The organism is Roseivivax jejudonensis (genome assembly GCF_900172265.1).
Lineage (GTDB): Bacteria > Pseudomonadota > Alphaproteobacteria > Rhodobacterales > Rhodobacteraceae > Roseivivax > Roseivivax jejudonensis.
Map to the genome: position 1 here is coordinate 374,498 of NZ_FWFK01000003.1, position 22,282 is coordinate 396,779.

The following is a 22,282-nucleotide window of genomic DNA, read 5'->3' on the forward strand; positions in this document are numbered from 1 at the left end:
AAGCGGGACAGTCACTCACATGACCGACGGAATCACTGGCAGCCTCTCGCGGCGCGGCCTTCTGAAGGCGTTCGCCGCAACCACTCTCACGGCAGCACCGACTTTCGCCAACGCCGCAGGCTTCCTGCGCGGCGGCGGCGATATCCGGCGCATCAAGATGTATTCCGGCCGCACCGGCGAGCGCATCGACATGATCTACTGGGTCGAGGGCGACTACATCGCCGACGCGGTCAAGGAGATCACCTACTTCATGCGCGACTGGCGCAATGACCAGGTCAAGGACATCGACCTGCGGACGATCGACATCATGGCAGCCGCGCACAACATGATGGACTGCAGCGAGCCCTACATGCTTATCTCGGGCTACCGGAGCCCGGCGACCAACGCGATGTTGCGTTCGCGCTCCTCGGGCGTCGCAAAGAACTCGCGCCACCTGAAGGGCGAGGCCGCGGATTTGCGCCTCTCTTCGCGATCGGTGAACCAGATGGCGCGCGCCGCCGCCGCGTGCCGCGCGGGTGGCGTCGGCCGCTACACCGGATCCAACTTCGTTCACATGGATTGCGGCCCGGTGCGCAGCTGGGGAAGCTGAGCAACCATCCGTCGTGGATGCATCGATCAGGGCGCCTTCGGGCGCCTTTTTCGTTCGGGCCATCATGGCAAAGCAACACTGCGAACGACCGCATCGTTCCCGAGAGCACAACACATTCAATGCGTTGGAGGGTGTTGTGGAAGTAGGTGGCGCGGTTGACGGGGCTCGAACCCGCGACCCCCGGCGTGACAGGCCGGTACTCTAACCAACTGAGCTACAACCGCGCATGGCGCCGGATGGCAGCGGATCGGACAGCATGTGGCGCGGTTGACGGGGCTCGAACCCGCGACCCCCGGCGTGACAGGCCGGTACTCTAACCAACTGAGCTACAACCGCACATGCTGTCCGCCCGTGCTCGGGCGTGGGGCGGTTCTTAGGCGGGCCACTTCTGCACGTCAAGCGGATTTGGGCAGCTTTCGGAACAGATTCCGCGACCGTGGAACGCGCGGCCACAATCGCCGCCGCGCGCCGTGCGATAGGCCCGGCGAAGCGACAATCGCACCCGCCGTTCAGCGCTCCGGCAGCGGAATGAACTCCGCATCGTCGCCCGCCGGCAGTCGGAAGCGGCCATGCGCCCAATCCTCGCGCCGCCATGCCTCCTTCGCCTCCTCTATCCGCTCTTTCGACGAGGCGACGAAGTTCCACCAGATATAGCGCGGCCCTTCGAGCGTCTCGCCGCCGAGAAGCATGACCCGAGCGCCCTGCCCGCCGGCCTTCATCGACACACGGTCGCCGGGACGGAACACCATCATGCGGCCGGCCTCGTAGGTCTCGCCCGCGATGGCGACGGATCCTTCGACGACGTAGACACCCCGATCCTCGTGGTCGTCAGGCAGCGGAATCTGCGCGCCCGGGTCGAGGACCGCATCGGCGTAGAACATCTCGGACGCGGTTTCGACCGGTGCCCGCTCGCCCCAGGCGGAGCCGAGGATCAACCGGACCTGCTTGCCCTCGCCTTCCATGAACGGCAGCGAGTCGCGCCCGGCGTGCTGGAAGAGTGGCGCGCGATCCTCGTGATCCTTCGGAAGCGCCACCCAGGTTTGTATCCCGAAGAACGGCATCGGCTCGGTCTGCGTCGCATCGTCGGTGCGCTCCGAATGGGTGATGCCGTGACCGGCGACCATCCAGTTGACCGCGCCGGGCTCGATCCAGGCATCGGTGCCGAGGCTGTCGCGGTGGTGCATGCGCCCGCGGTAGAGGTAGCTGATCGTCGCGAGACCGATATGCGGATGCGGCCGCACATCGAGGCCCTTGGTCGGCAGAAGCTCCGCCGGGCCCATCTGGTCGAAGAAGATGAACGGGCCGACCATCTGCCGTCGCGGCGCCGGCAGCGCGCGACGCACCTCGAACCCGCCGAGGTCGCGGGCACGCGGGACAATGACCGTTTCGATGGAATCGACCTCGTCACCGGTCGGGCAGTGCGGGTCGAGTGCGGGGTTCCAACTCATCTTCGATCCTCCTGTCGGGATTGAAGCAAAGATAGCGCGTTGACACACGCGCGAAAGTCCTCAGAAAGCGCCGAATGGGTGCGCGATCGCACAGAGTGCGGCGCCAAGATGCCGCGCCGGGGCGACCTTTCCGGACACCGGGGCGCGCCTAGCTGACACCGGGCCGGTTGATGGCCGGACAGCACGACGGAGATGGAATGCTGGCAGCACGCGACCTCAGAAAGACATACCAGACCGGGGATGGCCCGCTGACCGTGCTCGACGGGGTGTCGCTGTCGCTCGACGCGGGCGAAAGCGTCGCGCTGACCGGCGAGAGCGGGTCGGGCAAGTCGACGCTGCTGCATTGCATCGGTTGCCTCGACACGCCGGATGCCGGCACGCTCATGCTCAACGGAACCGCGCTGCACGACCTCGACGAAGGCGGCCGCGCCGAGATCCGGCGCCGCCATATCGGCGTCGTGTTCCAGAGCCTCAACCTCATTCCCTCGCTCACGGTCGCGCGGAACCTGTCCTTTCAGGCTCGCCTCGCGGACCGCGAGGATCCGGATTGGACACGTCACCTGACCGATCGGCTTGGCCTGTCGGGCCTCGGCGAGCGGTATCCGGAACAGCTCTCGGGCGGGCAGCAGCAGCGGGTCGCTATCGGCCGCGCGATCGCGGCGCGGCCCGATCTCGTGCTCGCCGACGAGCCGACCGGCAACCTCGACGAGGACACCGCCGATGCCGTCCTGAGCCTGTTGCTCGATCTGGTCGCCGAGACCGGCGCAGGCTTTCTGATGGTGACCCATTCGCAGCGCCACGCGGCCCGCCTCGGGCGCCAGCTCACGCTTTCGGCGGGCCGCCTGGCGTGACGCGCACGGCGATCATCGCGCTCCTGTCGCATTGGCGGCGACACCGGCTGCAGCTCGCAATGCTGCTGATCGGTCTGGCGCTGGCCACCGCGCTCTGGTCCGGGGTCCAGGCGATCAATTCCGAGGCGCGCAAGAGCTATGACCGCGCCGCGGCCACGCTCGGGCAGGACACGCTCGACCGGCTGTCGGCCCCGGATGGCGTCACCCTGTCCGAGTTCGTCGAGCTGCGGCGCGCGGGCTACCTCGTCAGCCCGGTGATCGAGGGCAACTCGCGGATCGACGCGGCGCGACTGCGCATCCTCGGCGTGGATCCGCTGACCGCCCCGCCTCAGGCCGGGCTTGCCGCGCTGGCCGGCGACGGCGACGTTCTGGCCGACTTCCTCGGATCCGAGGGGCTCCTGCTGGTTGCGCCGGAAACCGCGGCGGAGCTGGACGGCACGGACCTGCCCCCGAGGCGCATCGCGGCCGACCTCTCGCCCGGCATCGCGATCACCGACATCACCACCGCCCAGCGCCTTCTCGACCGCGAACGCCTGTCCTACCTCAGCGTCTGGCAGCAGCAACCGGCGGGCCTTCCGCCCCTGGAGTCCGCGACGGACCTCGCGCGGACCACGCCGGAGGACGGCACCGACCTCGCGGAACTCACCGACAGCTTCCACCTCAACCTGACCGCGTTCGGCTTCCTCGCCTTTGGCGTCGGTCTGTTCATTGTGCAATCGGCCATCGGCCTCGCGGTGGAGCAGCGGCGCCAGACCTTCCGCACGCTGCGTGCGCTCGGCCTTCCGTTGCGACGACTGGTGGCGCTTCTGGCGACGGAACTGGCTGCTTTCGCGCTGCTCGCCGGAACGGTCGGGCTGGGGCTCGGCTACGCCATCGCCGCCGCGCTCCTGCCTGGAGTGGCAGGGACCCTGCGCGGGCTCTACGGCGCGCCTGTGTCCGGCATGCTGAGCTTCGATCCGCTTTGGGCACTCGCCGGGCTCGGTCTCACGCTCGCCGGCACCGCCGTTGCCGGCGGACAGGCGCTTTGGACTGTCGCCCGGATGCCGCTCCTCGCGCCGGCCCAGCCGCGGGCCTGGGCGATGGCGTCGGCCCGCACGTTGCGGCTGCAGGGCGCCGCGGCTCTCGTCCTCCTGACGCTCGCAGTGATCCTCGTGGTCGCAGGCGGATCGCTCCTCGCGGCGTTCGGGAGCCTCGCGGCGCTTCTGATCGGCTCGGCACTGGCGCTGCCACCGCTCCTGATCGGCGCGCTCCGCCTGGCGCGGCCGCTGGCGCGTGGGCCGGTGGGCGAATGGCTCCTCGCGGATGCGCGCCAGCAGGTGCCGGCGCTGTCGTTGGCATTGATGGCGCTCCTCTTGGCGCTGTCGGCGAACGTGGGTGTCGGCACGATGGTGGGCTCGTTCCGCACGACGTTCACCGGCTGGCTCGACCACAGGCTCGCGGCCGAACTCTACGTCACCGCACCGGACGAGGAAACGGCCGCGCAGGTGCGCGAGATCGCGGCGACGGACGCGCGCGAGATCCTGCCGTCGGCCTCGGTCGACCTGACGGTGGCCGGCCAGCCCGCCACCCTGATCGGGATCGCCGCCGACGCCGCGACCTTCCGCGAGGGCTGGCCGCTTCTGCAGGCGGAGCCCGACGTGTGGGACCGGCTCGCAGCCGGAGACGGGGTTCTGATCAACGAACAGCTGTACCGGCGCGAAGACCTCGAACTCGGCGCACCGCTGACCCTGGCCGAGGGATGGCGCCTGCCGGTCGCGGGGATCTACGCCGATTATGGCAACCCGCAGGCGCAGCTGATGATCGGCAACGCTGTCCTGTCGGACCGCTACCCGGACCTGCCGCAGCTGCGCTTCGCGCTGCGCATCGCGCCGGACGCCGCGCCGGCGCTGGCCGAACGCCTGCGGCAGGAGACCGGCCTGCCGCAGCAGGCAGTGGTGAACCAGGCCGAGGTCAAGGCGATTTCGCTGCGGGTCTTCGATCAGACCTTCCTTGTGACCGGCGCGCTCAACGTCCTTACCCTCGGGGTTGCCGGCGTGGCCGTGCTGACCGCGCTCCTGACGCTGTCGGGTCTGCGCCTGCCGCAGCTTGCGCCCCTCTGGGCGCTCGGGATCCGGCCGGCGCGGCTCGCACGGCTCGAGGTCGCGCGAACCCTGATCCTCGCAGTGCTGACCTGGGCGCTGGCGGTGCCGGTCGGCCTCGCGCTTGCGTGGGTCCTGCTCGCCCGGGTGAACGTCGCCGCGTTCGGCTGGCGGCTGCCCATGCTCTACTTCCCGGCCGAATGGCTGTGGCTGGCGGCCGCGGCGCTCACCGCGGCGGGGCTCGCCTGCGTCTGGCCCGCCTGGCGCCTGACGCGCCTGCCGCCGGACCGTCTGCTGAGGATCTTCGCCAATGAGAGATAGGATCTGCTGCGCCCTCGCCGCCGCGCTGTGGCTGGCCGGGCCTGCCCATGCACAGGGCTATGCCGGCCTCGGGGCCGAGGCCGGCGCCGAGTTCGCGATACCGCGCGCGGATACGTCGTTCGACTTTCCCGCCGATCACTTCGCGCATCCGGGCTATCGCATCGAATGGTGGTATCTCACGGCCAACCTTGAAGGCTCGGACGGCACACCCTACGGCATCCAGTGGACGCTGTTCCGATCGGCCCTCGCGCCGAGTCGGACGGACGGCTGGGAGACCGACCAGGTCTGGCTCGGTCATGCCGCCGTCACCACGCCTGATGCGCACCTCTTCGACGAGCGGTTTGCGCGCGGCGGCATCGGTCAGGCCGGCGTGGCCGAACCGTTCGACGCCTTCATCGATGATTGGTCGATGCGTTCGACCGGGGGCGACGATCCGCTCGACCGGATCGCGCTGACCGCGCGCGGCGACTCGTTCTCCTACGATCTCGCGCTCACCGCGGAGGGGCCGCTCATTCGCCACGGCGATGCGGGGTACTCGGTCAAGTCGCTTGAGGGCCAGGCAAGCTACTATTACTCGCAGCCCTTCTACGAGGTCGAGGGCACGCTGTCCCTGCCCCGTGGCGACATACAGGTCACCGGCAGCGCGTGGCTCGATCGCGAATGGTCGTCGCAGCCCTTGTCCGAGAACCAGAGCGGCTGGGACTGGTTTTCGCTCACCTTCGACAGCGGCGCGAAGATGATGGCGTTCGGCCTGCGCACGGATGCCGAGGGCACGCATTTCACCTCCGCGACATGGATCGAACCGGACGGCGAGGCAACCGCCTACGGCGACGGTGCGGTCACGCTCACCACGCTCGAGACGGGAGAGGTGGCAGACCGCACGCTGCCGCTGCGGTGGAGGGTGGAACTGCCGGCGCGCGATCTCGACATCACGACCGCGCCGATCAACCGCGATGCCTGGATGGGCACGAGCTTTCCCTACTGGGAAGGCCCTGTCACGGTCAGCGGGAGCCATGCCGGACGCGGCTACCTGGAGATGACAGGCTACTGACTGATCGCGCGGAGGGGCTCACGATCCCTGGTGACGCCACCGCAATTTGCTGCCAACCTGCGCGCCGATGCCGGCGGCCGGAGCACACCATCATGCAGCGATCGCAGATCAACGACATCCTCGCCGGTGCCGAGGCGATGATCCGCGCCCACGACGTGGCGCTGCCCCCCTTCGCGAACTGGAGCCCCGGGACATTTCGCGACCACGCCGGGACGGCTCGCCACCTTATTGACGCACGCTGCGGCTGGGACGTGACGGATTACGGCGCCGGCCGCTTCGACGAGATGGGGCTCGTGCTGTTCACGTTGCGCAACGGGCGTCTGGCCGACCTGCAGGCCGGCCGCGGCATGTGCTACGCCGAGAAGCTCCTGATCGTCCGCGAGGGTCAGCTCTCGCCGATGCACACGCATGCGCTCAAGGCCGAGGACATCATCAATCGTGGCGGCGGCACGCTGGTGGTGGAGCTGTTCGGATCGGGCGATGCGGGCGACTTCGCGCCCGACCGCGGCGTGCGGCTGCTGACCGACGGCCTATGGCGCGATGTAGCGCCCGGGGGGCGCGTGAACCTCGCACCGGGCGAGAGCGTGACGCTCATGCCGGGCGACTGGCACGCGTTCTGGGCCGAGGGTGGCGACGTGCTCGTCGGCGAGGTGTCGACCGTCAACGACGACGAAACCGACAACATCTTCCGCGAGCCCCTGCCCCGATTCGCCGAGATCGTCGAGGATGTCACCCCGACCCGCCTTCTGGTGAGCGACTACGCAGCGACGTTCGGCGGGTAGTTCTCAGGCCGCGCGGACCATGCGCTCGAGCCCCTCGCGCCCGGTCAGGCGCACCTCGCCGCGCGCCTGCTCGATCCAGCCGCGGCGATGAAACTCCGACAGGGTGCGCGAGATCACCTCGCGTGCAGTCCCGAGCTCGGCGGCCAGAACAGCGTGTGTCGCCCGCACCGTGTCGCCCGACCCCGCCAGTTCGAGCAGGCGCGACGCGAGCCGCACGTCGACACGCCGGAACACGATGTCGTCGATCAGGGTGAAGAGGTCGGTGATCCGGCGCGAATAGGCGGTGAAGACGAACTCCCGGAAGACCGGGGAGCGCGCGACGAGATCGTCGAAGGTGCGACGCGGGATCGCCACGGCGGTCACATCGGTCTCGGCGATGCCGTCTGCAGCGTAATCCTCGAAGGCCAGCATGCAGGCGGTCGTCAGCACGCAACTCTCGCCCGCATGCACGCGGTAGAGAAACACCTCGCGCCCGGTGTCCGAGCGTTGCTGCACCCGCACGGTGCCGTCGAGCAGCAGCAGCAGGTTGTCGGCCGACTGCCCGGGTGCGAAGATCTGCGTGTCTGCCGGCACCGACACGACCTGACTGCCGGCGACGAGATCCGCGCGGATCTCGTCAGGCAGCCGGCTCAGGCCCGGGAAACGCGCGATCCACGCGCCGCTTTCCGTCTCCGAATGGTGCATGCCACCCTCCGTCCTATCGATACGATACGCCTCGGAGCGTTGGGCGGCCCGCGCAGGCGCCGCCCGGTCGGCGCTCTCAGTAGATGGCCGTGCCGCGATCGCCGCCTTCGACGGACCAGCCGCGATACATGCCCTCGCAATTGAACGGCAGCGCGATGCTGCCGTCCGCGCCAACCGCGATCAGCCCGCCGGAGCCGCCGATGCGTCCCAGATCGGTTCCGATGACGCCGCTCGCGGCATCGGCGAGCGACGCGCCGGTCAGGCGCATCCGCGCATCGATCTCGTGGGCGACCGACAGGCGCAGGAACGCCTCGCCGTCGCCGGTGGCCGAGACCGCGCAGGTGGAGTCGTCGGCAAAGGTGCCCGCGCCTATGATCGGGCTGTCCCCGATCCGGCCCGCCCTCTTGGCGGTCATCCCGCCGGTGGAAGTCGCCGCAGCGAGATGGCCATCGGCGTCCCGGGCGACGGCGCCCACGGTGCCGTGGCGCCGTGCGGGATCGTCGTCCAGCGTGCCGGCACGCTCCATCTCGAGCGTTTCCTGGAGGCTGTCCCACCGCTCCTGTGTGAAGAAGTGCTCGGCCTGAACGCTCTCGAGACCCGCGTCGCGCGCGACCGCGAGCGCGCCCTCGCCCGTCATGAGCACATGTAGCGTATTCTCCATGACGGCGCGGGCGGCCCGCACCGGGTATTTCGGCCCGCAGATCCCGGCGACCGCGCCCGCACTTCGGTCCCGACCGTCCATCACCGCGGCGTCCATCTCGTGCGTGCCGGCGTGCGTGAAGACCGCCCCCCGGCCCGCGTTGAACAACGGCTCGTCCTCCAGCGCGCAGACCGCCTGCGTCACGGCGTCGAGCGCGCTGCCGCCCGTGGACAGGACCGCTTCGCCCGCCGCGAGAACCCGGTCGAGCGCGGCGTTGACCTCGGCCTCGCGCCGGTCATCCATCCGCGCGCGCGGCAGAACGCCCGCGCCGCCGTGAATCACAAGCACGTATCCTCTCGCGTTCGTCATCGCTTCCATCCTTTTCGCGGTCATAAATTGGGCGATATTGTATGCGATGCCTATATGTGGTGTTGTATCCGCGCATCGTGTGCATGTCGTGCCCGATAAAGCTGCACCGGCTTAAGGCTTCGCTGGTTAAGCTGCCAGCATGTTGTGTAGTGCGTATACGGTGAAGGATAGGAGATTCGGTTGATGAACATGCCTGCAAAGCTCCGGACCGGGGGCGCCCTCGTGGCCATCGGCGGGGCCGAGGACAAGGCGTCGGATTACCGCATCCTGCGCCACGTGCTCGCGCTTTCGGGCAAGGAAGCGCCGGTCGTCGGGGTCATCACCACGGCGAGCAGCATTCCCGCCGATGTCTTCCAATCCTACAAGGATGCCTTCGGCGCGCTCGGCGCGGCCGAAGTGCTCGACATCCACATACGGGACCGCGCCCACGCGGAATCCGACGCGTTCGTCGACATGATCCGCCGCGCCGACGTGGTGTTCCTGTCGGGCGGCGACCAGATGCGTCTGACCAACGTTCTCGGAGCCTCGACCGCGCTCGACGTGCTTCGGTCCCGCAGGGCCGAGGGCACCGTGATCGCCGGCACCAGCGCCGGCGCCGCGTGCCAGTCGCGCACGATGGTCTACGGCGGCCCTGCCGACGACGCGCTGCGCAAGGGCGCGGTGAAGATGAGCGCCGGGTTCGGCTTCGTCGAGGATGTCATCATCGACACCCATTTCCTCGAGCGCGGGCGCTTCTCGCGACTGATGGAAGTGGGTGCCACCAACCCCGAATATCTTGGCGTCGGCCTTGGCGAAGACGCGGCCGTTCACTTCGACGGATCGATCCTGCGGGTCTTCGGCCCCGGGCACGTCATCCTCGTCGACAGTTCCGAAATAGGCGAGTCGAACGTCTTCGATCTCGCCGACGGGGAACCGGTCGCGGTGTCGGACGTTAAGATGCACGCGCTCGTCGATGGGTACGGTTACGATCTGAAGGAAGGTCGGGTCCTCAGACCGGACGAGCTCAAGGCAATTGGCCTGGAGCATAAGGTTGCATATACTTGAACACCGCGCTTTGCGTGGACCAAACTACTACAGCCGATACCAATCCATTTACATGCGGCTCGACATCCAGGAACTGGAGTCGCGGCCGAGCGATCAGGTGCCCGGCATCGCCGAGCGTCTCGAGACGCTGATACCCACGATACACGACCACCGCTGCTCAGTTGGCGAGGCCGGCGGCTTTCTCCAGCGCGTGCGCAACGGCACGTATGCCGGCCATATGGTCGAGCATCTTGCCATCGAGCTGCAGAACCTCGTGGGCTTCTCGGTGGGCTACGGCAAGACCGTCGACAGCTATGACCCGGGCATATACAACGTCGTCTATCGGTACCGTGACGAGGCGACCGGCATCGCCGCAGGCGAAGCAGCGGTCGATATCGTCAAGAAGCTGTACGACGGCGAGGACGTCGATCTCTCTCCGGTCATCGACCGGCTGAAAGAAGTCCGCGACGCCAACGCTCTTGGCCCGTCCACCGGATCGATCGTGAACGCGGCCAAGGCGCGCAACATCCCGGCCTACAACCTGACCGAAGGCACCAGCTACACACAGCTCGGCCATGGCGTGAAGCAGCGCCGGTTCCAGGCGACGGTCACCGACGGATCCGGGATCATCGGCCACTCCATCGCCGACGACAAGGAATGGACGAAGCAGATCCTGGGCGACGCGGGCATTCCGGTGCCGCGCGGCCAGACCTGCTACTCCTGGGAAGAGGCCGAGGCCGCCGCCGATTGGATCGGTTGGCCCGTTGTCACAAAGCCCCTGTCCGGCAACCACGGACGCGGCGTGACGACCGGCATCGAGACCAAGGAAGACCTGCGGTCGGGCTACGACGCCGCCGTGGCGCGGGCCCGCGACGACTACGCCGGCGTCATCGTCGAGAGCTACATCACCGGTGAGGATCACCGAATGCTGGTGATCGGCGGAAAGCTCATCGCCGCCGCGCGTCGCCGCCCCGCCCATGTCGAGGGCGACGGCAAGCGCACGATCCAGCAGTTGATCGACGACGAAAACAAGGATCCCCGGCGCGGCGTCGGCCACGAGAACCTGCTGACGCAGATCAAGGTCGACGAGCAGACGCACCGGATGCTCGAACAGGCGGGGCTGTCTCTCGACACGGTCATGCCCGAGGGCGACATCGCGTTCCTCAAGTCGACCGCCAACATCTCGACCGGCGGCACTGCGACCGACCTCACCGACGAGGTGCATCCCGAGGTAAGGTTCACGATGGAGCGGGTCGCGCGGATCGTCGGGCTCGACGTGATCGGCATCGATCTTCTGTGCAAGACCGTGTCGGTCCCGCTAGACGAACAGTCGGCCGGCATCGTCGAGGTGAACGCCGGTCCCGGCTTCCGGATGCACATGTCGCCGACTCACGGCAAGCCGCGTGACGTCGGCGACGCGGTGGTCAACATGCTCTTCCCCGATCCGACCGATGACGGGCGCATCCCGATCACGGCGATCACCGGCACGAACGGCAAGACGACGACCACCCGCCTGACCACCCACATTCTGCGCCAGGCCGGCAACTCGGTCGGCATGGGATGCACCGGCACCGTCGAGATCGACAACAACGTCATCCTGCGCGGGGACTATTCCGGCCCCGCGGCGGCCCAGGCCGTGCTGCGCGAGCCAACGGTCGAGCACGCGGTGCTGGAGGTCGCACGGGGCGGAATCATGCGCCGTGGCCTCGGCTTTGACGAGGCGAATGTCGGCGTGCTGCTGAACATCGCGTCGGATCACCTGGGCGAGCGTGACATCCACACGCTCGAGGAACTCGCGCGATGCAAGACGGTCGTCGTCGATGCGGTCAAGCGCAAGGACGAAGGCGGCTATTGCGTGCTCAACGCCGACGATCCGTTGGTGATGGAGCATGGCACCTACTGGGCCCGGGGCGAGATCATCTATTTCACGATGGATCCCGAGAACCCGGCGCTTGCCTCGCACCTGAGCGAGCTGGGCATGGTCGTCACGGTCAAGAACGGCTGGATCGTGCTGCTGCGCGGCAAGGTCACCGTCGAGATCGCCGAAGTGAACGACGTGCCGATCACCTTCGAAGGGCACGCGCCGTTCAACGTGCAAAACGCGATGGCCGCGACCGCCGCCGCGCTGGCCCACGGGCTCGAGATCGACGACATCCGCGCGGGACTTCTGACCTTCCACCCCACCCCGGCGCAAATGCCCGGTCGGACCAACTACTTCGAAGCGGACGGGGTGAAGTGCCTGATCGACTACGGCCACAACGTGCCGGCGCTGGTCGCGCTCGAACCGCTGGTCACCGGCCTCGGCACACAGCGCAAGATCGCCGTGTCCACCGCGCCCGGCAACCGGCGCGACGAGGATCTTCGTGGCCTCGGGGCGCAGCTCGCCAAGATGTGCGATGCCGTCTTCGTCTACGAGACGGATTCGCGCGGCCGGTCCGAGGGCGAGGTTGCGCAGCTCATCTCCGACGGTGCGAAGGACGCCGGCTCGGCCGGTCGCGTCGAGATCATCATGAGCGAGGCCGACGCGGTCGAACGTGCGATGGAGGAAGCCCGCCAGGGCGATTTCCTGCTGCTGCTCGTCGACGACATCGAAGGCACGACCGCGCGCCTGAAGGGACGCAGCTTTCCTGAGCAGGCAAGCCTCGCGCGGACCTGACCGTCCGGTGACGGATCTGCCGCGTCCGCGCACCCGCGCGGCGCGGCCAATATGATACAGGGGGACGCATGACAAAGAACGTGTTCGTCGTCGGGATGAACGAACTCAACGCCGAGCGGCTGACCCGCTTGCGCGGCGTGGACGATGTGAAGTTTCATCCCCTTCTGACCCCGGCGCAGGTGTCGGAGACACAGGATTTCGACATCCCGGCCATGCTCGCCGAAGCCGAGGCGACGCTCGATGCCTTCGACGGCTCGATCGACGCGATCGTCGGCTACATCGACTTTCCGGTGTCCACGATGCTGCCGATCCTGTGCGAGAAATACGGCACGCCGCAGGCCTCGCTCGAAAGCCTTCTGAAGTGCGAGCACAAGTACTGGTCGCGCTCGGTGATGCGCGAGGCGATCCCGGACCACATTCCGAAATTTACCGCCTTCGATCCGTTCGATGACAATGCTCTCAGCCGCATCGGCGAGGCGGAGCTGCGCTTTCCGTTCTTCGTAAAGCCGATCAAGTCGTCGGGCTCGCGGCTCGGCTTCCGGATTGACAGCCCCGAAGACTTCGACTTCGCCATCGAGCGGCTCCGCGCCGAGATCCGCACCATCGGCGAGCCGTTCGATCACGTGTTGAACCAGGCCGACCTTCCCGACGAGATCCGCGCCGTCGAGGGTCACTACTGCATGGCCGAACAGGTGATCGGCGGGCGGCAATGCACGGTTGAAGGCTACGTCCACAACGGAACCGTCGTGCCCTACGGCACCGTCGACTCCATCCGCTATCCGCAGGTGCTGAGCTTCTTCTACTACCTGTATCCCTCGCAGCTTCCGCCGAAGGTGCAGGACAAGATGTACGAGATTACCCGCACGATCATGAGCCACATCGGCTACGACAACGCGGGCTTCAACATCGAGTATTACTGGGACGAGGTGCAGGACAAGATCTGGCTGCTGGAGATCAACACCCGCATCGCGCAGTCGCATTGCGACCTGTTCGAGATGGTCGACGGCGTCAGCCACCAGCAGGTGACGATCGACCTCGGGCTGGGGCGGAAGCCCGACATGCCGGAGGGCGAAGGCCCCGAAAGCGTGGCGGCCGAGTTCTTCTACCGGGTGTTCTTCCGCGACGCGACGGTGTCGCGCGCGCCCTCTCGCGCCGAGATCGAGGTCGCGGCCGAGCAGGTCGAGGGCACGCGGATCGTTTCCTACGTAAAGAAGGGCATGCAGTTGTCCGAACTGCCCGAGCAGGACGCCTACAGCTATGCGGTCGCCTCGGTCTGGATGGGCGCGAACAAGCAGTCGAAGCTCCTGTGGAATTACGAACAGGTGATGAAGCGCCTCAACTACGAATTCGGCGACATCGTCGAGTAGGAGCGCGCTGGACTTCGGCCCGGGGGGACGGCATGACAGCGCCGTGTCCCCCGATCCAGAACAGGCCCCCGAAATGAAGATCGACACCGACCTGCCCCGCTCCGTGCGGGAGCTCGAACATGTCGAGATCCCGATGCCCGACGGCACCCGGCTCGCCGCGCGCATCTGGATGCCCGAGGATGCCGAAACGCGCGCCGTTCCGGCGATTCTCGAGTACATCCCCTACCGCAAGAACGACAAGACGCTCGAGCGTGACGCCGCGCGCGCGCCATGGCTCGCCGGTCAAGGCTACGCCTATGTCCGCGTCGACCTGCGCGGCACCGGCGAATCCGACGGTGTCATGGAGGATGAATACACCGAGATCGAGTTGCAGGACGGGTGCGATGTCATCGCCTGGATCGCCGATCAGACGTGGTGCGATGGCGGTGTCGGCATCGTCGGGATCTCGTGGGGCGGATTCAACGGCCTCCAGATCGCGGCGCTGCGCCCGCCGGCGCTCAAGGCCGTCGTCACGATCTGCTCGACCGACGACCGCTATGCCGACGACATCCACTACATGGGCGGCACGCTGCTGGTGGATCAGCTGTCGTGGGCCTCGGTCATGTTCGGGATCAACACGTTGCCGCCGGACCCCGCGCATGTTGGCGAGCGTTGGCGCGACTTGTGGGAGGCGCGGCTCGACGGCTCGGGCCTCTGGCTGGAGAAATGGCTGAACCACCAGACCCGCGACTCGTTCTGGCAGCACGGTTCGGTCTGCGAGAACTGGGACGACATCGAGGTTCCGGTCTACGCGGTCAGCGGATGGGCCGACGGCTATTGCCGCGCGGTCTTTCGCATCGTCGAGAACCTGCGCGCCCCGGCAAAAGGAATCGTGGGCCCCTGGGCGCACCGCTATCCGCACCTGGGCGAACCCGGCCCCGCCATCGACTGGCTGACCGAGGAGACGCGCTGGTGGGACCAGTGGCTCAAGGGCCGGGACACCGGCATCGCCGACGAGCCGAAGCTGCGCCTGTTCCTTCAGGACCACGCCGAACCCAAGAGCCACTACGCAACGCGCGATGGCGTCTGGATCACCGAGCCATCGTGGCCGTCGCCGAACGTCACGCCGACCCGCTTCGCGCTGGGGGCGGACGGCACGTTGTCGCGCGACGGTGAGGGGCCGGACCATCCGTTGCGCCTGACCTCGCCGCTTTGGGTGGGCGTGCACGGCGGCAAGTGGTGTTCCTACGCGCATCCGGGCGACCAGCCCGGCGACCAGCGCCGCGATGACGCCGGGAGCCTCGTGTTCGAGACCGAGCCCCTCGACGACGACCTGTCGATCGCGGGGGACGCCATGCTTCGCCTGACGCTTCGCAGCGACCGGCCGGTGGCGCAGGTTGCCGTCCGGCTGATCGATGTCGCGCCCGATGGCGCCGCGACGCGGGTGAGCTACGGCTTGCTCAACCTGACGCACCGCGAAAGCCACGCCCACCCCGAGTTGCTCGAGCCCGGGCACGACTACACGGTCGACGTGCCGTTCAAACACGTGGCGCAGACCTTCCGCAGCGGTCATCGGATCCGTCTCGCGATCTCGTCGAGCTATTTCCCGGTCGCATGGCCGGCGCCCGAACCGGTCGAACTCACGATCCATCCCGCGCGGTCGGAGCTGTTCCTGCCTCTCCGCGACGGATCGGTCGACCGGGCGCCCGACTTCGCGCCGCCGCGCGCGGGCGAGCCGCTGGAGATCGCGGTCGAGACCCCGCCGGCGGCGGAATGGCACGTGGCCGAGGATCGCGATACCGGCCGGGTCACCGTCACCGTGCGCGATCACGAGGGCGACGTGACCATCCCGTCGCAGGCGTTCCGCCACGCCGCCGAAGCCCGCGAGCGTTACTCGATCCTGCCCGACGATCCGACCTCGGCGACCGGCGAGGTGACGTGGATCCACGAGATGCGGCGCGAGGACTGGAGCGTCCGGACCGAAACCGAGACGCGACTGACGTGCGACACCACGCATTTCCACGTCACCGCGCGCCTGCGCGCTTGGGAGGGCGACGCGCTCGTGCGCGACCTCGACTGGGACGTGTCGATCGCGCGCGACCGCGTCTGAGCTTCGACCATTTCAGGACCGGCCCCCTGCGGGGCCGGTCACCCGACCGCCGTCATACCGAATCCCCGCAACACGATCCCCACAAGGTAGGCGACCGTCGCGGCAGCCCCGCCGATCATCAGCGTCTCGAGGCTCGAGCGCCACCACGACCGTAGCGACCAGCGGCTCTTGAGCGCTCCGATCGTCGCGAAGACCAGCGCGGTCGCGAATATGGACGCACCGAAAGGCGTCGGCAGGCCGAGCACGAACGGCAGGAGCGGCACCGCCCCTGCCGCTGCGAACGCCGCGAAGGTCACGAGCGCCGCACTGCCCGCGCGCGGCTCCGCAAGGCTGCGGCCGTGTCCGTCGGTCAGCAGAAGGTCGATCCACGCCTCGCGGCGCCGGCTGATCGCGGCAACCACGTCGTCGAGGATCGGCCCGTCCAGCCCCTTCGCCGCGAGGATCCGCGCGAGGCGGCGGCGGGCGTGCTCCGGCGCATCGGCAATCCTCTGGCGTTCGAGGTCTCGAAGCCGCGCCGAGTCGTCGGCCTCCGCCCGCCGCGCAGAGTAGTTGCCCAGCGCCATCGACACCCCGTCCGCCAGGAGGTTGGCAAGGCCGAGGACCAGGATCACCGCCTGCGGCAGCCCGGCCCCCTGCACGCCCGCCACGACGGCAAAGGTGGTCACCGCCCCGTCTACGGCGCCGTAGACCGCGTCGCCGAGGTGCCCGGGATCGCGGCGGGCGGCGTCCTCTGGCACGTCGGCTCCGGAGTCGCCGCCGCCGATCGCTTCGCTCATTCAGTGGCCTGGATGCTTTCGATCCACGCGGTCAGGTCGGCGATCGACCGGCTCGTCACCACGGGCTGACCGCTGTCGGTCTTGCCGATCGCGACCTCGACATCGAAAAGCGGCCCGAAGACCGGCATGATGACCCCGTGACCGCGCACCTCGGCGCGCCCGTCGATCTGCTGCATCACCTCCATCTCGGGAAAGGTGCCCCCGGCACGCGCGGTGAGGCCGGTCAGGTCCGCCGGCGGCACCGACAGCAGGTCGGCGAAATCGCCGTCACCGTGTCCGGCCGGTCCGTGACAGGACTCACAGAAGACGGAATAGACCGCCTGCCCCGCTTCGATCGAGGGCGGGTCGGTCGGTTCTTGAGCCCACGCCGGCGCGGCGAGGATCGCGAGGACAAGACATTCTGGGCGCATTCTGAAACCTCTTCGAAGTTGGTGGCCACGGCCGGACACCGGGGCAGGTCACACCGGCCGCGGAAGACGAAGCACGATCCGGCGCAGGGTCGAAGTCTGCGTCCGGGCCGCGCCGAGATACGCGTTGCGCGCGACGTGCAGCGCCTCGATGGCGCGGGCCCGCTCCTCGTAGGCGCGGCGCACGCGCGACCCGGCATGCCCGGTGCGCCAGACGATGCGCATTTCGGTGTCCGGTACGAATGCCGTCGCGTGGCGAAGCGTGAGCTGCCATCGCCGGTCGGCCTCGAGCCAGCGGCGATAGGCCTGCAGGTAGAGACGGCGAGCGGTGCGTGTCACGGTTGTTCCTCCCCTCTCGTGCGGCGCGTCATTTCGAGAACAGGACCGGGAGCGGACAGTCCGACAGAAGCTCCCGCGTCACGGCGCCGACGACGAAATCGTAGGCCCGGGAATGGCCGAAGGCCCCGGTGGCGATGAAGCTTGCGCCGATCTCGCGCGCCTCGCGCAGGATGATCGCCGCCGCGCCCTCGCCATCCGGTTCGCGGTGAGTGACCGTCACGGTCAGCCCGTGGCGCGCCAGCGCCGCGGCCACTTCGTTCATCGGGCCGTCGGCCAGGTCATGCGCGCTTCGGGCGCCGACGTTCAACAGCGTGACCTCCGCCCCCGGGTCCAGAAGCGGCACCGCGTCGAACGCGGCGCGGGCGGCCTCGCGCGTGCGGCTCCAGCCGATCAGCGCGCTTTGCCCGACATGTTCGAGCGTTTCGGAGGGCGGTACGAGCAGCACCGGCCGTCCCAGCCCACGGATCACCTGTTCATGCACGTCATCGATCTGGTGCACGTACTCGGTCGGCCGCGCGAGCAGCACGAGATCCGCGGCGCGGCCGGATTCCAGGATGCGCTCGGCGACAGTCTGGATGCCGCTCCTCACGAAGCGCCATTCGCCACGCACGTCCTCGGCCTTGACCGCGGCATCGAACGCCGCGCGGATCTCGTCGGCGCGCGTGTCCTGCTGCCGGGTGATCTGGGCAATGACCTCGCCGGCCATGTAGCTTCCGAGTGCGGGGTAGTAGCGCGGATCGGAGCTGACGGCGACGCCGAGCAGATGCGCGTCGCGCAGACGCGCGAGAGTCGCGGCAGCGCGGCACAAGGGCTCCGGAGGCTCGACGGAGGTGAAAACGGCGGCGATCGTCTTGAGGGTCATGCGACACATCTCCCTTCTGCGTTCGGGAGAGATTATGAGCGAAACCGCTGCGCCGATCCTTGATCCGCATCAACACATGCGTAGACGCAGTGACGAGCGCACGCCGGGCAGAAATTCGCCCGGCGACGGAGGACCGCCACCGGGCGCGCGTGCCGTCACGACAGGTGATGCACCTCCTGAAGACCGTAAACCGGCGTCTCGAGTCCCTCCATACGCGCCTTCAACTGCAGCGCGAGATAGAGCGAATAGTGCCGCGACTGGTGCAGATTGCCGCCGTGGAACCACAGGTTCGGCTGCTGGGTCGGCTTCCACATGTTGCGCTGTTCGCCCTCCCACGGGCCCGGATCCTTGGTGGTGTCGGACCCCAGGCCCCAGACCTTGCCGACCGTGTCGGCGACCTCCTGGCTGATGAGGTCGGCGGCCCAGCCATTCATGCTGCCGTAGCCGGTGGCCAGAACCACGAGGTCGGCCTCGAGCCGCGTGCCGTCGGAGAGCACGACGGCATTTTCCTCGAAGTGGTCGACCTGCCCTTTCGCAAGCTTTACCTCGCCGTCGATGATGAGCTGGCTCGCGCCCACGTCGATGTAGTAGCCCGATCCGCGGCGCAGATACTTCATGAACAGGCCCGAGCCGTCATCCCCCCAGTCGAGGTCGAAACCGGCCTTTTCCAGCCCCTCGTAGAACGCGGCGTCGCGCTCTCGCATCTGGTCGTAGAGCGGGATCTGGAACTCGTGCATGATCCGGTAGGGCAGCGAGGCGAAAATCATGTCCGCCTTCTCGGTGGTGATCCCGTTGGCGACCGCCTCTTCCGAGTAGAGCGCACCGAGACCGATCTCCATCAGGCTGTCCGAGCGCACGATATGCGTCGATGACCGCTGCACCATCGTGACATCGGCTTCGGCCTCCCACAGCGCGGCACAGATATCGTGGGCCGAGTTGTTCGACCCGACGACGACAACCTTCTTGCCGGTCCAGGCATCCGGTCCCTCGTGTTCGGACGAATGCTGGATCGTGCCCTTGAAGCTGTCCATGCCGGGAAACTCGGGCATGTTGGCTTTGCCCGACATGCCCGTGGCGAGCACGAGCTGCGTGGGGTTCAGGGTGATCCGCTCGCCATCGCGGTTGACCTCGACAGTCCAGGTGCCCGACGCCGCGTCGAAGCTGGCGCGCTCGACCTCGGAGCGGGTCCAGTAGTTGATCTCCATGACCTTGGTGTACATCTCGAGCCAGTCGCCGATCTTGTCCTTCGGCGTGAAGACGGGCCAGTTGTCCGGGAACTTCAGATACGGCAGGTGGTCGTACCAGATCGGGTCATGCAGGCAGAGCGACTTGTACCGGCTGCGCCACTGGTCGCCGGGGCGGTCGTGCTTGTCGAGCACGATCGTCGGCACGCCGAGTTGCCGAAGGCGGGCGCCGAGCGCGATGCCGCCCTGCCCGCCGCCAACGATCACCGTGTAGGGCTGCGTCTCGTGCCCGAGCGCGGCTTCCTCGGCCTCCCGACGTTCCTTCCACGTCGCGCGGTGCTTGTCGGCGCCGTGCTCGGCGCCCATCGGTCGGCGCGTTCCCCGGTTCTCCTCGAAGCCCTTGAGCTCCTGCATCGCGGTCAGGAGCGTCCAGATCCTGTCGTCCTTGAGCCGCATCAGACCCCATCCGCGGCCGGCGCGCGTTTCGAACGTGATCCAGGCGGTGATGACCCCGCCGTCCTCGGCGGGGACCTCTCCGTCCTGGATCCGGAAATTGCCGGGGCGCGTGTGCGACAGCTGCTGCGTGAGCATGTCGGCAACGCCGTCCGGCCCCTCCACGGTCTTCAGGTTCCAGGTCACGGCGACAAGATCGCGCCAGTAGCTGTCAGTGGCGAACAGGGCCGTGACGGCCGCCACGTCTCCGGCCTCCAGCGCCGCATTGAGACTGGCCAGCACCTCCTCCGTGCGGGTCGTCGCGGTCGAATCGAGCATCGGATCTCCTCCTCTGAGCGTCGTGCAGGTGAAATATCGCGGGCTCGTCCGGGGCCGATCCATCGCAACGGACGCGCGACCGTCGAAAAATCCGTTGCTGCAGCGCGGCATGTTGCGCGCGCAACGCCTGCGCAACGGGTCAGTGCGGCGGGTGGATCCCGGCCCGGCGCAGCCGTCGCAGGACCGTCGAGCGATTGACGCCGAGCCGCCGCGCGGCGCGCGACATGTTCCAGCCGCAGGCCTCCATCACCTGTTCGAGCGATCCCTCGCACTCGGGGCCGGCGCTGCCCGCCGCCGCGACCGGAACCGGCAGATCCGGCAGGTCGATCACGTGGCCCTCGCACAGCGCCAGCGCGACATCGATCACCTGCTCGAGCTCTCGCAGGTTGCCGTCCCACGTCCGCCCGAGAAGATCGGCCCGCGCGGCCGGCGACAGCCGCATGCCGTCGGGGGCGCGCTGTTTCAGGACGCGGTCGAGCAGCCAGCCGAGATCGCGCCGCGCCCGCAGCGGCGGCAGGTCGAGCGCCGCGCCCGCGAGCCGATGAAAGAGCGGCCGCGGCAGCGGCAGGTCGGCCGGTGCGAAACAGGTGGTCGCCACGGGCCGCAGGCACCCGCGCAGGTCCAGAAGCGCCGCCAGCGCGCCCGCCGTGTCCTCCGGCAGGTCCTCCACCCGGCGCAGCAGCAGGGTCGTCGATCCACTTACCGCGCTCGTGGCCGCCTGCAGCTCCGCAACGCCCAGGCCGGCACAGTCGAGCGACACGAGGCCGCTGGCGGATCCCGCGACATGGATCGCGCGCGCGAGCCGCGTCTTGCCGGTGCCGGTCTCGCCCGAGATCACCAGCGGAACACTGGTCCGCGCGAGCTTTGCCGCCTGATCCAGCACCCGCGTCATCGCCGCGTCCTCGCCGGCCAGGCCAGCGAGCGCCCCGCCCTTGCGGCCGTCGCGGAGGATCGTCCGGGGCGCCTGCGGCGCGATGGCGTGTCCGAACAGCGCGCCGCCGTCCTGCATCTCGATGATCCGATCCTCCGTCGGGCGATCACGCATCAGGTCCGGCAGGTCGTCGACCGACAGGCCGAGCACATCGTCGATCCGCTGGCCGATGATCGGCCCGCCTTCGGGAAACAGTCGCCTCGCTGCCCGCGTGTAGCCCAGAACCCGGCCCGAACCATCCAGCCGGATCGCCGCCTCGGGATCGACATCCAGAAATTCGGGGCTGTTGGACAGTCGCAAGACCCAGTCGCGGCGACTCTCGGCCATGAGGTTGGCCATCTCGACGCGCCGCGCGGCATTGGTCACGAGGCTCATCGCGAGGTTCTGGCTCCGCTTCGGCGCGGGCGAGCGCAGAAGCGAGATGTCGAGCACCGCAGCCAAGCCGCCGATGCTGTCGAAGATCGGCGCCGCCGTGCAGCTGAGCGTCGTGTGCGCGTTGCCGAAATGATCATCCTGGTGAACGGTGACGGGCTCGCGGGTGACGATGCAGGCGCCGACGCCGCAGGTTCCCGCGAGGTCCTCGGACCAGTTGGACCCCAGATAGAGCCCCGCCGCACGCAACTCGTCCACGAACAGGTCGTCGCCGAAGAAGTCGACGCAGATCCCCTGCGCGTCGGTCAGCAGAAGCACGTAGTTCTGGCCAGACACCTGCCGGAACAGGCTCTGGAGACTGGTGCGGGCCGCACCGATCATCCACTCCGCCTGCGCCCGGTGGTCGCGCAATTCGGTCTCGGTCACGATATGGGCCGGATCGTTCCGCATCGGATCCATGCCGTAGACCTCGACGCAGCGCCGCCAGGACGCGGACACGAAGCTGTCGCGCCCGGTCTGGGCGCCATCGAGAACCTGCTCGATCTCTGCGGCGTGCCGGAAATCCGCCATCGTCGCTCTCCTCCCGGCGGGCAGGTTAGCACAACCGTGACGGTCCCCGGGAAACGACTTTCGTCGGACGCTGGCGGGTCTGCATCTTTCCGCTGGTATCGGACCCCGCCTGCCGGCAGCCG

At 68.2% G+C, this 22,282-nt stretch carries 18 protein-coding genes and 2 tRNA genes; 9 read left to right on the top strand and 11 right to left on the bottom strand.

Annotated features, from left to right (window positions below; all coding sequences use genetic code 11):
- The first annotated feature begins 19 nt into the window (after positions 1–19).
- Positions 20–589 (top strand): peptidoglycan L,D-endopeptidase MepK, encoded by a 570-nt coding sequence (gene mepK / locus ROJ8625_RS09710; RefSeq protein ID WP_085791684.1) that lies wholly within the window; start codon positions 20–22, stop codon positions 587–589.
- A gap of 147 nt (positions 590–736) precedes the next feature.
- Here mepK and ROJ8625_RS09715 read toward each other — a convergent pair.
- From ROJ8625_RS09715 to ROJ8625_RS09725, 3 genes are all read right to left on the bottom strand, one after another.
- A tRNA-Asp gene (locus ROJ8625_RS09715) sits at positions 737–813 on the bottom strand.
- A gap of 35 nt (positions 814–848) precedes the next feature.
- Positions 849–925, bottom strand: a tRNA-Asp gene (locus ROJ8625_RS09720).
- Positions 926–1,098: 173 nt separating this feature from the next.
- A complete protein-coding gene (locus ROJ8625_RS09725; protein WP_085791685.1) occupies positions 1,099–2,037 on the bottom strand; it encodes a pirin family protein in 939 nt (312 codons plus the stop codon).
- 197 nt (positions 2,038–2,234) lie between these two features.
- On the opposite strand from ROJ8625_RS09725, the gene ROJ8625_RS09730 reads away from it, so the two are divergent.
- The 4 genes from ROJ8625_RS09730 to ROJ8625_RS09745 all read left to right on the top strand — a co-directional run bounded on the left by ROJ8625_RS09730 (position 2,235) and on the right by ROJ8625_RS09745 (position 7,120).
- Positions 2,235–2,888 (top strand): ABC transporter ATP-binding protein, encoded by a 654-nt coding sequence (locus tag ROJ8625_RS09730; RefSeq protein WP_085791686.1) that lies wholly within the window; start codon positions 2,235–2,237, stop codon positions 2,886–2,888.
- A complete protein-coding gene (locus tag ROJ8625_RS09735) occupies positions 2,885–5,287 on the top strand; it encodes an ABC transporter permease (protein ID WP_234984226.1) in 2,403 nt (800 codons plus the stop codon). The genes ROJ8625_RS09730 and ROJ8625_RS09735 overlap by 4 nt, the downstream gene beginning before the upstream one ends.
- On the top strand, positions 5,277–6,338 hold the full coding sequence (locus ROJ8625_RS09740; RefSeq protein WP_085791687.1) for a lipocalin-like domain-containing protein: 1,062 nt from the start codon (positions 5,277–5,279) through the stop codon (positions 6,336–6,338). Before ROJ8625_RS09735 ends, ROJ8625_RS09740 begins: the two co-directional genes overlap by 11 nt.
- 92 nt (positions 6,339–6,430) lie before the next feature.
- Entirely contained in the window at positions 6,431–7,120 is a 690-nt protein-coding gene (locus ROJ8625_RS09745) for a D-lyxose/D-mannose family sugar isomerase (RefSeq protein WP_085791688.1), read from the top strand.
- A gap of 3 nt (positions 7,121–7,123) precedes the next feature.
- Here ROJ8625_RS09745 and ROJ8625_RS09750 read toward each other — a convergent pair whose 3' ends face one another.
- Together ROJ8625_RS09750 and ROJ8625_RS09755 are read right to left on the bottom strand one after the other, a co-directional pair.
- A complete protein-coding gene (locus ROJ8625_RS09750; protein WP_085791689.1) occupies positions 7,124–7,804 on the bottom strand; it encodes a Crp/Fnr family transcriptional regulator in 681 nt (226 codons plus the stop codon).
- 76 nt (positions 7,805–7,880) lie between these two features.
- Entirely contained in the window at positions 7,881–8,813 is a 933-nt protein-coding gene (locus ROJ8625_RS09755; RefSeq protein ID WP_085791690.1) for an isoaspartyl peptidase/L-asparaginase family protein, read from the bottom strand.
- Between the two features lie 183 nt (positions 8,814–8,996).
- Between ROJ8625_RS09755 and ROJ8625_RS09760 the strand changes: the two genes are divergently transcribed.
- The 4 genes from ROJ8625_RS09760 to ROJ8625_RS09775 all read left to right on the top strand — a co-directional run bounded on the left by ROJ8625_RS09760 (position 8,997) and on the right by ROJ8625_RS09775 (position 15,948).
- The gene (locus tag ROJ8625_RS09760) at positions 8,997–9,857 is read left to right on the top strand and encodes a cyanophycinase (RefSeq protein WP_085791691.1); all 861 of its coding nucleotides are present in this window, start codon (positions 8,997–8,999) and stop codon (positions 9,855–9,857) included.
- Between the two features lie 10 nt (positions 9,858–9,867).
- Positions 9,868–12,492: a cyanophycin synthetase gene (gene cphA, locus ROJ8625_RS09765; protein WP_234984239.1), complete on the top strand. Its 2,625-nt coding sequence runs from the start codon at positions 9,868–9,870 to the stop codon at positions 12,490–12,492.
- 68 nt (positions 12,493–12,560) lie between these two features.
- Positions 12,561–13,859, top strand: a complete 1,299-nt coding sequence (locus ROJ8625_RS09770; RefSeq protein ID WP_085791693.1) for an ATP-grasp domain-containing protein — start codon at positions 12,561–12,563, stop codon at positions 13,857–13,859.
- Positions 13,860–13,932: 73 nt separating this feature from the next.
- Entirely contained in the window at positions 13,933–15,948 is a 2,016-nt protein-coding gene (locus tag ROJ8625_RS09775) for a CocE/NonD family hydrolase (protein WP_085791694.1), read from the top strand.
- Between the two features lie 38 nt (positions 15,949–15,986).
- On the opposite strand, the gene ROJ8625_RS09780 is transcribed toward ROJ8625_RS09775, so the two are convergent.
- The 6 genes from ROJ8625_RS09780 to ROJ8625_RS09805 form a co-directional block, all read right to left on the bottom strand.
- Positions 15,987–16,724, bottom strand: a complete 738-nt coding sequence (locus ROJ8625_RS09780; protein WP_085791695.1) for a VIT1/CCC1 transporter family protein — start codon at positions 16,722–16,724, stop codon at positions 15,987–15,989.
- Entirely contained in the window at positions 16,721–17,134 is a 414-nt protein-coding gene (locus tag ROJ8625_RS09785; protein ID WP_085791696.1) for a c-type cytochrome, read from the bottom strand. The genes ROJ8625_RS09780 and ROJ8625_RS09785 overlap by 4 nt, the downstream gene beginning before the upstream one ends.
- A 48-nt stretch (positions 17,135–17,182) precedes the next feature.
- Positions 17,183–17,470: a hypothetical protein gene (locus tag ROJ8625_RS09790; RefSeq protein ID WP_085791697.1), complete on the bottom strand. Its 288-nt coding sequence runs from the start codon at positions 17,468–17,470 to the stop codon at positions 17,183–17,185.
- Positions 17,471–17,498: 28 nt separating this feature from the next.
- Positions 17,499–18,332 carry a universal stress protein gene (locus tag ROJ8625_RS09795; RefSeq protein ID WP_085791698.1) on the bottom strand — a complete coding sequence of 278 codons (834 nt, stop codon included), beginning with the start codon at positions 18,330–18,332 and terminating at the stop codon, positions 17,499–17,501.
- A 155-nt stretch (positions 18,333–18,487) separates the two neighbouring features.
- Positions 18,488–20,287, bottom strand: a complete 1,800-nt coding sequence (locus tag ROJ8625_RS09800) for an NAD(P)/FAD-dependent oxidoreductase (RefSeq protein WP_085791699.1) — start codon at positions 20,285–20,287, stop codon at positions 18,488–18,490.
- A 139-nt stretch (positions 20,288–20,426) separates the two neighbouring features.
- Positions 20,427–22,160, bottom strand: a complete 1,734-nt coding sequence (locus tag ROJ8625_RS09805) for a sigma-54-dependent Fis family transcriptional regulator (RefSeq protein WP_085791700.1) — start codon at positions 22,158–22,160, stop codon at positions 20,427–20,429.
- Between the last annotated feature and the right edge of the window lie 122 nt (positions 22,161–22,282).